General features: G+C 54.2%; 12 protein-coding genes. 2 read left to right on the forward strand and 10 right to left on the reverse strand.

The features are described from left to right. Positions 1–76: 76 nt before the first annotated feature. The gene (locus E1162_RS10340; protein ID WP_257098895.1) at positions 77–544 is read right to left on the reverse strand and encodes a MarR family winged helix-turn-helix transcriptional regulator; all 468 of its coding nucleotides are present in this window, start codon (positions 542–544) and stop codon (positions 77–79) included. Between the two features lie 392 nt (positions 545–936). Here E1162_RS10340 and E1162_RS10345 point away from each other — a divergent pair, with 392 nt between their 5' ends. Beyond that, a complete protein-coding gene (locus tag E1162_RS10345) occupies positions 937–2,193 on the forward strand; it encodes a tetratricopeptide repeat protein (protein ID WP_155130364.1) in 1,257 nt (418 codons plus the stop codon). Positions 2,194–2,220: 27 nt separating this feature from the next. Here E1162_RS10345 and E1162_RS10350 read toward each other — a convergent pair whose 3' ends face one another. Then, a complete protein-coding gene (locus E1162_RS10350) occupies positions 2,221–3,519 on the reverse strand; it encodes an RsmB/NOP family class I SAM-dependent RNA methyltransferase (RefSeq protein ID WP_155130366.1) in 1,299 nt (432 codons plus the stop codon). Positions 3,520–3,844: 325 nt separating this feature from the next. Between E1162_RS10350 and E1162_RS10355 the strand changes: the two genes are divergently transcribed. Further along, positions 3,845–4,135 carry a hypothetical protein gene (locus E1162_RS10355; RefSeq protein ID WP_155130369.1) on the forward strand — a complete coding sequence of 97 codons (291 nt, stop codon included), beginning with the start codon at positions 3,845–3,847 and terminating at the stop codon, positions 4,133–4,135. Between the two features lie 79 nt (positions 4,136–4,214). Here the strand turns inward: E1162_RS10355 and E1162_RS10360 are convergent, their stop codons facing one another. The 8 genes from E1162_RS10360 to E1162_RS10395 form a co-directional block, all read right to left on the reverse strand. Next, a complete protein-coding gene (locus tag E1162_RS10360; RefSeq protein WP_155130371.1) occupies positions 4,215–5,033 on the reverse strand; it encodes an ABC transporter ATP-binding protein in 819 nt (272 codons plus the stop codon). Then, complete coding sequence (locus tag E1162_RS10365) at positions 5,026–5,886, reverse strand: ABC transporter ATP-binding protein (protein ID WP_155130373.1); 861 nt, start codon at positions 5,884–5,886, stop codon at positions 5,026–5,028. Before E1162_RS10365 ends, E1162_RS10360 begins: the two co-directional genes overlap by 8 nt. A 10-nt stretch (positions 5,887–5,896) precedes the next feature. Then, positions 5,897–6,832 (reverse strand): ABC transporter permease, encoded by a 936-nt coding sequence (locus E1162_RS10370; protein WP_155130375.1) that lies wholly within the window; start codon positions 6,830–6,832, stop codon positions 5,897–5,899. Beyond that, positions 6,829–7,902, reverse strand: a complete 1,074-nt coding sequence (locus E1162_RS10375; RefSeq protein WP_155130377.1) for an ABC transporter permease — start codon at positions 7,900–7,902, stop codon at positions 6,829–6,831. The genes E1162_RS10370 and E1162_RS10375 overlap by 4 nt, the downstream gene beginning before the upstream one ends. Positions 7,903–7,917: 15 nt before the next feature. Next, complete coding sequence (locus tag E1162_RS10380) at positions 7,918–9,528, reverse strand: ABC transporter substrate-binding protein (protein WP_155130379.1); 1,611 nt, start codon at positions 9,526–9,528, stop codon at positions 7,918–7,920. A 371-nt stretch (positions 9,529–9,899) separates the two neighbouring features. After that, complete coding sequence (locus E1162_RS10385; protein ID WP_155130380.1) at positions 9,900–11,102, reverse strand: ABC transporter substrate-binding protein; 1,203 nt, start codon at positions 11,100–11,102, stop codon at positions 9,900–9,902. A gap of 42 nt (positions 11,103–11,144) precedes the next feature. Continuing rightward, the gene (locus E1162_RS10390; RefSeq protein WP_155130382.1) at positions 11,145–12,155 is read right to left on the reverse strand and encodes a branched-chain amino acid ABC transporter permease; all 1,011 of its coding nucleotides are present in this window, start codon (positions 12,153–12,155) and stop codon (positions 11,145–11,147) included. An 11-nt stretch (positions 12,156–12,166) separates the two neighbouring features. Then, a partial coding sequence (locus tag E1162_RS10395; RefSeq protein ID WP_257098896.1) for a branched-chain amino acid ABC transporter permease occupies positions 12,167–12,614 on the reverse strand: 448 nt, incomplete at its 5' end.

Raw genomic sequence — 12,614 nt, forward strand, 5'->3', positions numbered from 1 at the left:
TTCCAATTTTTATACTCATTCACGAAATATGAACAGGCAATGGAGGCAAAACCGCTAAAAACTGGGAAAAATCGCCCTATGGCCGCTGTTTGAATGCGGCAATAAGCTGCCCCATACGGATCCAGTCATGGCGACTTATGCCGCGAGAAAGCCGTTTTTCAAGGTTGGCAAGCGAGCATTCGATCTGGCGAGAGAGCGTGCGCCCTTCTGCAGTGGTCACCAGAACAATCAACCTACGGTCGTCCTGATTGGTCGCTTTCTCGATATAGCCGTAATCTGTCAGCTTTGTAGCAGCTCTGGAAACTGCAACAGTGTCCAGATCCAACTGGCTGCAAAGGTCCTTTACAGAAACGCCTTCGGAACGGGTAAGCGTGTTGAGAACCAGCCACTCGGGAATGCCGATGTAGTGGCGCGACATCAGATGCTCGGAAAGCTGCTGTTCAACCAGCTTGCCAATGCGGGCGATCTTGAGCGGCAGGAAATTCTCCAACTCGAAAGATGGATCCTCTTCGAAAAGGGAGATCTGCTCAAATTGATCGGCCATGGTGTTCTGCGCCATATTTCTACTGTTGCTCGTTCTCGTTCCAGACGGGCGCCTAGTGTCACCACGATGCGCCAAAGAAGGCAATTGCGATAAACCCGATTGAAGCGTTGTCCCCAACTGCGTTTACCACGCGCAACTTCAAGCAGTGCTGTTTACCCTCTCCAACTATCATCCACCCCAGCTTTTTCCTGCGCAAAAATCCATATCAAGGTTCCCTAGAGACGCGATAACACTGTTATATCCACGTCTTCTTCTAATGATTGGTTTTTCTTCTTTGACGCTTGGTTCCCTTGGACCTAGGTTGAATGTGATCGTTTGGCTCAAAGCACCCTCCGCCTGTTTGATACACACTCAGGCTCTGACGGGGATTTGCAATTAGAGGTCCTGAATAAATGGTGCACAGCGTCGAAGACGCGCAACAGCGACACATTAATGCTGCCTTGAGGGACGTAGCCCCACTGGAGCAGGCTGGCCACTACCATGCAGCCCTGCCCGTCTACCGGAATTTGGCCGAGCGGTATCCTGAAAATATTGATCTTCTCTATCGCACAGCAACGATCCTGCTTCGCTCTGGCGAGTTGAGAGAAGCACTTGCCTTTTTGCGCAAGGTTCTGTTTTCCCAGCCTGCCCATCATGCAGCCCGCGCCAACATGGGCAATGTACTGTTTTTGCTTGGCGAACTGGATGAAGCGCGTGCGATTTTCCAAGACGTACTTGAGGTTGATCCGGAAAACCGGAACGCCCTTTATGGCTATGGCACAATCCTCATTAAGCTGAACCAGCACAAGGACGCGATTGTCCCTGCCCGCGCACTTGTGGAGCAGATACCGCATAGCGCGCCGGCGCTCACCTTGCTTGGTGATGCCTATAGCGCAGCTGGTACTGACCAAGGTCGCGCAATTCTAAACTACCGCCATGCACTACGCTCGGATTCCTCTTACGTGCCAGCACTGCTTGGCCTGAGTAAAATTCTCGTCGTTCGCAGAAAAGGCGAGGAAGCACGCACTTACCTTTCCCATGCGCTTGATCTTGAGCCAACCAACGCAGAGCTGATCCTTGCTGTAGGCCATAGCTACGTTGCAGACGGCGAGATGCGCAAAGCCATTGAAACGTTCGAGCATGCTCTCACCTACGCACCGGAAGACGTCGCAATTCTATTACATCTCAGCGTTGCCAATCGCCGCGTTGGCCGCCCACGAACAGCCGTTTCCTACGGTGCTAAGGCATGGCGTTTGGCATCTCACAGCCGTGAGGTTGGCAATACTCTCGGTGCAGCGCTCGCCGCAGTTGGCGCAACCAACGCAGCACGCGATATTCTGACGGCCCAAGCACGCGGTGAAACTGTCCCACAAGTTACGTTGGACACGATCGCCCGTATCGAATGGTCTGTTCGGGAAGAGCGCGAACCATTCCCGCCGCCACCAGAGCCAAAGCCTGTACAGGAAGTAGCCGAGGAGGAGCCGGAAGCAGAAGTGCTTGAGGAAGAGCAGGTCAGCGAAGAAGACTATATTGACGCTGAAGTGCTGCAGGAAGAAGCCGAGCAAGACGATGAGCTTGAGCTGACTGAGGCTCTCATTGCAGAAGATGGCGACGTTGCGCCAGCTACGTCTGAGCAAGAAAAAAGCCTGCGCGAAGACGCAGGCTCTTAAAAATCTCTAGGATTTGCGAGGGGGTGCTTATGACACCCTCTCGAACATCGCGATAAAGAAGCCGTCCGTATGGGTATGATACGGGGTAAGCGTCAGATGACCGCCCTCGCCCACAATCGGCTTGCGCTCTACCGCACCAAAGGTTGCTTCCCAAGCTGGAGCCATATCCACCTGACGGAATTCAGGATGGCGGGCAAGGAATGCGCTCACCTGATCTTGGTTCTCAACCGGCAGCAAAGAGCAAGTTGCATAAACCAGAACACCACCAACGCGCACGAAACGGGTCGCGTTGTCGAGAACGGTCTTCTGATCTTCCACACGGCCTTCAAGAGCGTTCGGTGTTACACGCCACTTGGTGTCTGGGCGACGACGCCATACGCCAGTACCCGAACACGGTGCATCCACCATAACGCGGTCCATACGGCCTTCAAGCTTATCCAAGCTACCGGTCGCTGGATCAATAACCTGAATATTGCGAACGCCAGCGCGCGCCATACGCTCGTAAAGCGGTGCCAAGCGCAGCTTGTTTGAATCGAACGCGTAAATCTGGCCTTTGTTGTCCATCTGGCCAGCAAGAGCCAAGCTCTTACCACCGCCGCCAGCGCAAAGGTCAAGAACCTGTTCGCCCGGCTGCGCACCAACAAGCACACCAGCAATCTGGGAAGCCTCGTCCTGAAGCTCGAACCAACCTTTGCGGAAACCTTCTTCTGCCTGAACGTGTGGAGATTTGCGCGGGCCTGTCACAGGCTCAAGGCGCAAACCAACTGGTGAGACCTCACAGGCCTCTGCATTGAGGTGGGAAAGGCGCTTCAGCAGCTTCTCGCGGTTGCTCTTGATCAGGTTTACACGAAGATCAATCGGCGCACGCAGAGAAAGCGAACGGCCAACGTCAACGGCTTCCTCACCAAAGTTCTGGGCAAAGTAAGGCCACAGCCACTCGGCAATATCCGCCTTTACGAAATCTGCAGCATCCTCAACAGCGCTCAGATCACCGCGCAGCGCTTCACGCTCTTCATCGCTCAAGGCGCTTGGAGCATGCGGATCGCCGGAGAGCACCTCTTCCAGCTTCTCAACGGAGTTACACCAGCCAAAGCAGTAGGTCGCCAGTGCAATTGCACGTGCGCTTTCGGACTTCATGCGATGAGCATAAGAAAGCTTATGGCGAAGACCGTCGAAAACGAGGTTGCCGATAGCAACGCGATCGCCAGATCCTGCAAACCGATGGGACTTACCCCAATCTTTCAAGGCTTCCTGAACAGGCTGCCTGCGGTTTTCGATCTCCTCAAGCACCTCAATAGCAGCTGATAGACGACCACCGTCACGCATGTTTTATTCCTAACCTTAAGAACAGGAGACCCGCTCACCCGAAACCCGAGGAGCCGTCTGCACCTCTGGGAGGGTCCTGATTGCTATATTCCACGCGCCTTTTAGGCACCTACTTGTAGCTTGTCTATAGAAAATAGATGGGAGCCAGCCGACCCTCAGTATATCATAGTTACAACTAGCATGCTGATAACCAAGGGGTTTTATGTATTTTGGAGAGCTTCACCCTCTGCTAGCCTGCTAACGCTTCTATCAACAGATGCTGAATAAACATTCAATTAAACAATAAACGGCAGGTACTTCTGCCTGAAGGTTCACTTTCTCTCACATGATCTTGCAGTTCACCTATCTCTCCGTCGGCATCCTGCTTCTCTTTTGGCTACAGTATCGCAAACTAGGCAAAGCCATGCGCCTGAACAGTATAGAGGCCGAAAAGAAAAACATTGCCCTAATGGCGCTTGGCTCGCTTCTGGCTTTTGCAGTCGTAGCACTGCCTGCCAGCGCGTTGATTGGCCTCATCGCCACCCTTTTCATGGGAGAGACATTCAGCACGCTGTATGTCCAGTATGGCCCTTCCATCTTCTTCGCTATCACAGGCCTGCTGGTTCTGTTCCGATAGTAGATGGATTGATGCTGGCAAAAAGCATCCGTGAAGAAAGACAGGGTGGCAGCAAACGCCGCCACCATGCAGATTTAAATCAGTCGTCGAAGAACTGCTCGTCGTAGCCTTCACTGGCGCGGATAAGCTCCTGAGTATAGGCGTTGGACGACTTACCCTCACGCAAGTCCTCAACGCTCAGCAACTCCATCATGTGCCCTTGGCTCATCACAGCCACTTCCTCACACATATGAGCAACGACCGCGAGATCGTGCGACACCATGATGTAAGTGAGATTGTGACGTTCGCGCAGATCCGTAAACAGGTTCAGGATTTCCGCCTGTACCGATACGTCCAAAGCCGAGGTTGGCTCGTCCAGCAGTAGAATTTCCGGCTCAAGCATCAAAGCGCGGGCAACAGCAACACGCTGGCGCTGACCACCAGAAAGCTGGTGCGGATAGCGGAAACGAAAGCTCTCGCCCAGTCCCACATCATCCAGCGCTTTCAGAACACGTTCATTCACATCCGGTATGCCGTGCAATCTAAGCGGCTCGGAGAGCACGCGGTCGATTGTGTGGCGTGGATGGAGCGACGCATAAGGGTCTTGAAAGACCATCTGGATTTTGCGGTAGAACGCCTTGGTGCGGTTGGAGCCAACCGGCTCACCATCAATATTGATGGCACCATCCCAATCGGCAAGCAGACCAGTGACAGCGCGCAGCACTGTAGACTTGCCCGAACCGGACTCGCCCACAATACCAACACTTGCGCCGCGCGGTACATTCAAGGTGAAGTTCTTCACGGCCTGAAAGCGATCATCGCCCTCGCCGAAGTAGACGTTCAGCTTGTCGATAGAAACCGCCAGATCAGCAGGTTTGGAAGAAGCGTCAACACGCTCGGTTACTGCAACATCAGCCATGGGCCGCAACGCTCCTTTCCTGTTTCCAGCTTTCTTCACGCTGCAAGGCATCCAAACGCTCTGCCGGCGCATCAAGGCGCGGAAGCGCGTTTAGCAAGCCGCGTGTATATGGATGCGTCGCTTTGTGAAGGTCTTTCGCAAGACACGTTTCAACAATGCGCCCCGCATACATGATGATGATGCGGTCACAGAACGACGAGACAAGGTTAAGGTCATGACTGACGAAAATCAGGCCCATGCCGCGCTCTTGCACCAGCTTGTCCATAATCGCCAGAACGCGCATCTGCACAGTCACATCCAATGCAGAAGTCGGCTCATCGGCAATCAGCAGTTCAGGATCGGTGATGAGCATCATCGCGATCATCACACGCTGGCCCATACCGCCGGAAAGCTCATGCGGATAGGCATTGAAGACACGCTCAGGATCGCGGATCTGTACCGCCTCCAACATCTCCAATGCGCTGACGATGGCCTGCTTACGGCTCACCTTTGCATGAAGGCGCAGCACTTCAACGATCTGCTTGCCAATGGTCATCACAGGGTTCAGCGAGAACTTCGGATCCTGCATCACCATAGAGATACGGTGACCGCGAATGCCGCGCATTTGCCGCTCTGAAAGGTCCAGAAGGTTCTGCCCCTTAAAGGTGATGTGCTTGGCTTCCATCTGACCCGGCGAACGTATAAGGCGCAGAATGGAGCGACCGGTCATGGACTTACCTGAACCGGACTCACCCACAATACCAACACGCTCACGGCCAACAGAAAAGGAAATCCCGCGGACCGCTTCCACAACCCCGTTACGGGTTGGAAAGCGCACCCAAAGGTCTTCCACACTGAGAAGGGGTTCACTCATGCTCATCTCCTCAGCTTCTGCTCTTTTTAGGATCAAGAATATCGCGCAGACCGTCACCCAGAAGGTTGAAGCCAAGCGATACGGTGAAGATGGCCAGACCCGGCATTGCCGCAACCCACCACTGGTCGAGGAAGAAACGACGGCCAGCGGAAATCATTGCACCCCATTCAGGGCTCGGAGGCTGCGCACCAAGACCAAGGAAGCCAAGACCGGCTGCTGTCAGAATGATCCCTGCCATATCAAGCGTTACACGCACGATGATGGAGGAGATACACAGCGGCCAGATGTGCCCCATGATGATGTGCAGCGTGCCAGCACCTTGAAGGCGCACAGCGCTGATGAAGTCGGAGTTGCGGATCGTCAGCGTCTCTGCACGGGCAATACGCGCATAGGGCGGCCATGCCGTGAGAGAGATCGCAAGGATCGCGTTTTCGATGCCTGCACCAAGAGCTGCAACGAAAGCAAGAGCAAGAACCAGACGCGGGAACGCGAGGAAGATGTCGGTAAGGCGCATCAGCACCTCGTCAACCCAGCCGCCCAGATAACCCGCAACGGTGCCGACCAAAAGGCCAAAGACCGGCGCAGTAAACGCAACAAGCGCAACGATGAACAGCGTGATGCGCGATCCGTACACCAGACGGCTCCAGATATCGCGGCCCAGTTCATCTGTACCCAGCAAGTGCCCTTCTGTGCCCGGTGGCAACAGGCGCTTTGCAAGGTCCTGCGCATTTGGCTCGTAGGTTGCCAGAAGCGGTGCAAACGCTGCCATGATAACCAAGCCAACGATGATCAAGAAGCCAAGAAACGCCAGCTTGTTGGCATAGAGTTTCTGCCAGCCTTGATAGAGCTGCGCCATACGGGCATGGAAGCGTGAAGTTGGCACCTCGGCATTCAGCCACTGGCGCAAGCCCTGCCCTTTTTCGGGAGTGGTATTTATATCTGTCATTTGCCCCTCGCCCGTGGGTCAACAACTTTGTAGAGGAAGTCGGAGAACAGGTTCAGACCGACAAAGATACAGCCCACCACAACGGTTCCGCCAAGAACAGCATTCATGTCCGCAGAAAGCAGCGCGTTGGTGATGTAGTTTCCAAGCCCTGGCCACGAGAAGATGATCTCGGTCAGCACCGAGCCTTCCAGCAGGTTGGCGTAGGAAAGCGCAATCACGGTAATCAGCGGGATCATCACGTTCGGCAGAGCGTGCTTCCAGATCACCGCAGTCTCTGAAAGACCTTTCACGCGGGCTGTAGTCACGTACTCTTGAGAGAGCTGCTCCAGCATGAACGAGCGTGTCATACGGGAGATATAGGCCAGCGAGTAATAACCAAGGATACTTGCAGGCAGAATGATGTGGCTGACCGCATTCCAGAAGATGGTCATATCGCCAGCAATCAAGCTGTCGATCAGGATCATGCCGGTCACAGGCGGAATGATATCCTCATAGAAGATATCCAGACGGCCCGGGCCGCCAACCCAGCCAAGGATGCCGTAGAAAATCAAAAGACCCATCAGGCCGAACCAGAAGATCGGCATGGAGTAGCCGAACAGGCCAACCAAACGCACGAGCTGGTCCTGCCAGCGACCTTCATTTACGGCAGCGATTACGCCCATTGGCACACCAAAGACCACACCGATGATGGTAGCGATGGTTGCAAGCTCAAGCGTGGCGGGAAACACGCGAATAATGTCATCAACCACCGGACGGGCTGTCAGCGTGGACATACCGAAGTCACCGGTCACAACCTGCTGAAGAAACAGGCCAAACTGGACTATCAGTGGCTGGTCAAGGCCCATGGCTTTGTAAGCGGCTTCATACATTTCCTGCGTAGCGCGCTCACCAACAACAGCCAGTACCGGGTCAACCGGCATAACACGGGCGATATAGAATGTTACGAAGAGAAGTCCCACCATGGTCAGCAGGACGGAGGCAAGGCCAGCGATCAACCTTTTGAGGGATTTGAACAACGGCGAGGAAGTCCCTCGCCGCTGAACACTCGCTGTTTTGTCAGCGATACTCATTTTTCAGAGCCTGCCTTACTTGGTCACAGACCAGTAGAACACGCCGGTCACGGCTGCACCTGGGTTGAAGCCGTCAACGTTTGCAGACATGGAGTTCTGCTCGATCTTCTGGAACATCACCGCAAACGGTGCTTCCTGCTGGAAGATCTTCTGTGCTTCAACGTACATTGCAGCGCGCTTTTCACGGTCCGCTTCCTGAACAGCAGCGTCTGTGATCTTGGTCAGCTCAGCAGCCTCGTAACCAACGCGCCATGCCAGCTTACCGGTCAGCTTTGCTTCGTCCGAGTTGTTCGGGTTGTTTGCAAAGGTGTCAGCGTTTGTGTGTGGATCCGGATAGTCTGGACCCCATGCACCAACGTAGATCTGGAAGTCGCGGGAGCGATACTTACCGAGGATCTGTTTACCGGTACCCTGAGTGATGGAAGCGTTGATGCCAGCCTTAGCAAAGGTGTTCTGCAGGCTCTGGGCAATCTCGATACGCTCAGCAGCGTTACGAACGATCAGCTCAACGTCAAAGCCTTCAGCGTAACCAGCTTCCGCCAGCAACTCTTTCGCTTTTTCAACGTTCAGGCTGAACGGCTTGTCCTTCAGTTCACCCATGTAGGTGAGCGGCAGGAATGCCTGATGAACGGTGTACTGGCCCTTCAGGAAGGAGTTCGCCATTCCATCATAGTCAACCAGATACTTGAGCGCCTGAGCAACCTTAGGATTGGAAAGCACTTCGTCCTTCTGGGAGAAGGAGATGTACATCAGACGGCCACGCAGGGTGTCTTCTACCTTCAGGTCTTCGTTGGTGGAGATAGACTTGATGTCTTCAGGGGACAGATGACGGGCAATGTCAACGTCGCCTTTTTCCAGCAAAAGGCGCTGAGCAGCAGATTCCATTACGTGACGCACGATAACGCGCTTCATTGCAACGTCGCCGCGCCAGTAACCATCAACCGCCTGCAGGGAGTAGCTCTCGTTTGGCTTCCAGTTAAGCAGCTTGTAAGCACCGGAACCTGCGGAGTTAGTGCGCAGCCAGCCGTTACCCCAGTCGCCGTCAACTTCGTTTTCAGCAACCAGCTTGCTGTCTACGATGGATGTGATCGCAGCAGTGAAGCAGTTGAGAACGAAAGAAGGAGCGTACTTCTTGTCGGTTGTGATCTGGAAAGTGTTCTCATCAATCGCCTTGATGGTGCTTTCCATGTTCTCTTCGGTGAAACCGAACTGGGTTACGATGAAGCTTGGGGTCTTCTTCATGCCAACAGCGCGGCGCAAAGAGTACTCGGCATCAAATGCAGTTACAGGGTTACCAGAGTGGAACTTGATACCTTCACGCATTTTGAAGGTGTAGGTTTTGCCGTCCTCGGAAATTTCCCAGCTTTCGGCAAGACCTGGCATATAGCCAGCGGACAGATCAGCAGGATCAAGAACAACGAGAGTGTCGTACACGTTGTTGGCAAGGTCGGTTCCGGAGAACTCGAACATTTCCTGCGGGTCCAGAGAAATGATGTCATCGATGCGGCCAGCAACTACCAGCATGTTTGGTGGTGTTGCAGCGCCTGCCTCGGTCACGACGCCAGAAACAGGCATCAAGAAGCTGGCACCAAGAGCCAGCGCCATCAAGGAACTCTTAAATTTCATTATATACTCCCCTCACAATAAAGATCGCCCGGCCCGAAACCAATAAAAGGGCAATCAAGAATTGAGGGGGGCATCCTGTCACCTTTTGCGAAGTAAGTACAAGCCCTAAATCTGTAGATTTCCTTATCTATAAAACGCTTTAGGAATCAATAGCATCTCACTGCACCCGTTACGTTAGTTTCGCAACAAACCCTATCTGGGTGAGTACTGCTGACCAAAGTATAATCACAAAATGCCGATAAAATGTGCGAATCGACGTCGCCCGAAACCGAGCTTGAGAAAGCTCCCTTATCGTCATAATAAACATACAAAAATTCCGGCCCGACAACCTGCCGGACCGGAACTTCTAGTAGCTTGAAATAAGCTGCAGATTAGTCGAGCGCAGCTTCCATTACAAAGCCTTCACCGCCCACTTTGAACAGCGCGTATGCACCTGGCACATCGCCCTTTTCGTCAAAGTTCAGGTCGCCGGAAGCGCCTTTGTAGTCGATCGCTTTACCTTCGGCGATAAGCGCTTTTGCTTTCGCCCACTCACCCGGCTTAATCGCTTCACCGTCACCGTTGGAGATTTCGGAGATCGCAGCAGCAACCTTCGCTTTGTCACCACCAGCCTTTTCGATAGCAAGCGCCATAACGAACGCAGCATCGTAAGCGGTGTTTACGAAGATGGTGTCTGGGTCACCGCCAGCAGCAGCAAACGCATCGTTGAACAGGGTCAGGCTGTCGGATTCAACACCAACAGGGGAAGAAGCCATGAAGGTTTCAAGGTTCTCTGCGCCCAGTTCGTTGATGATCGCGTCGGACTTCATGCCATCAGCGCCAACGTAGTTGGTGAAGAAGCCGTTTTCCAGCGCCTGACGCAGAATGGTAAGACCGGTGCCATCGCCGTAGTCGAAGATCACCAGAGTGTCAGCGCCGCCGCGGGACAGTTCAGCAAGGTTGGAGCGGTAAGACGCTTTACCTTCTTCGTGTGCACCAAAGCCTGCAACTTCACCGCCTGCTGCTTCAAACTCAGCCTTAAAGCTCTGGGCAAGGCCAGTGCCGTAGTCGTTGTTGAGGTAAGCTACAGCAACCTTGTTGGTGCCGCGGTCAACAAGCGCACGAGCAAGGGAACGACCCTGGAAGTCATCGGAAGGCACTGTGCGGTATACGGTGCCTTTGTCGTCCAGATTGGTGATCTCTGGCGAAGTACCAGATGGAGTTACAAGCGCAACGCCAGCTGGAACGGATACAGAGTTGGAAACTGCCAGTACCGCGCCGGAGCAATGTGGGCCAACAAGACCGATAACCTGCTCGATGTTCACCAGCTTGGTTGCCGCATCAACACCGTTCTGTGGGTTACAGCCACTGTCGCCCAGAACTGCTTTGATGTTCTGGCCGTCCATGATGCCGCCCTGCTCGTTAACCTGCTGGAACGCAAGACCAGCAGCGTCGAGCATTGGTGGAGCCATTGCAGCAATTGGGCCGGAAACGCCGCCCAAAAGACCGACTTTAACGTCAGCGCTTGCGCTGTGTGCACCAAGAGCGGTTGCGCCCATCAGGCCAGCGACCAAAGCAAGACTTTTGAAATTCATAGGATCCCTCCAGTTCTTTTGAATCTTTGGAGTCCAACGCCCTTAAGCGCTGGCTCCCCCCGTTTTTGAAAGGGATGCCGCTTCGGCGTTTTCGCCTCTTTGCATCCTCTTGTTATTGACAGCTGGCCCGTAGGCAGGCTCCGGCAAAATCCCCTCAGGGCGGAAGCGCAATACCAGCTGTAGCAGTAGGCCGATGATAAAGACGCGCAGGTACTTGGCCTTGATCGCGTATTCATGCGGCAGTTGGTCGGTGAGAATTTCTGAAACAGACCAGATGATCCAGACAACGGCTGTTCCGAGGATGGCACCACGGTTATTCCCTGCCCCGCCAAGGATCAGCATGATCCAGATGAGGAAGGTGGTGATCATCGGATCAATCGCTTCAGGTGTAATGGAGCGGTTGAAGTGGACGAACAGCGCGCCGCCCAGCCCCATAATCGCAGAGCCGAAGATGAAGGCTTCAAGACGGCGCTTCTCGATATCCTTACCCATAGCAGCTGCTGCTGCCTCGTTATCGCGGATACCGCGCATCATACGGCCCCAAGGCGCTTTGATCTGCGTCTCTATAAGGCGGTAGACCACAAACAGCACCAGCAGCACGATTGCCATGTAAGCAAGCTGGGACTGAAGGTATGGCAGGTCACCAGCCGGACGTGGCACTTGGTTGATGCCGCGCGCACCACCAGTCATCCAGCCTTCGGACTTGATGACAAGACGGATGATCTCGGCAATACCAATGGTCGCAATGGCGAGATAGTCAGAGCGAAAGCGCAAGCACACCTTGCCGATTGGCCAAGCAACGAGCGCTGAAGCAACCATGGCAGCGGCCCAACCAAGCGGCAGCGGCAAATCAAAGCCGCCAATACGGCTCATCGCCTCTGGGCTGGTAATCACAGCGGAGGTGTAAGCGCCAACCGCGAAGAAACCGGAAACACCTGCGTTGAAGAGACCGGTAAAGCCCCACTGGATGTTGAGTGCCAGCGCAAGGATCGAGTAGATCCCGATGAAGATCACCATGTAAACGGCGTAGTTAGCAAGTCCTGCAAGTTCCATCATAGCCTCCCTTACAGTACCTTGCCCTTGAGCAGTCCCGTAGGACGCACAAGCAAAATCATGAGCAGAATGACGAAGGCCATCGCAGCCTTGTATTCACCCGGCAGTACAAGCACCGCCATCTCCTCAACAACGCCAACCACAATGCCGCCAAGCACAGCGCCTTCCACACGGCCAACGCCGCCCAAAATCGCCGCAGCAAACATCGGCAGCAGCATGTTCCAGCCCATCATGGCTTTCAGCTCGGTGTTGATGCCGAGGAAGAAACCGGAGGCCGCACACAGCATGCCAACGATGATCCAAGTCAGCGTAGTCACCTTGCGGTTATCGATGCCTGAGAGCTGGGCAAGGTTCGGGTTGTCGGACATGGCGCGCATGGCCTTGCCCCACTTGGAAGTGCGCAGGAAGGTCCACAACACGCCGACAATCGCGAACATGCAAAGGATGGTGTAGATCTCG

The organism is Pseudovibrio flavus, from assembly GCF_009711345.1.
Lineage (GTDB): Bacteria > Pseudomonadota > Alphaproteobacteria > Rhizobiales > Stappiaceae > Pseudovibrio > Pseudovibrio flavus.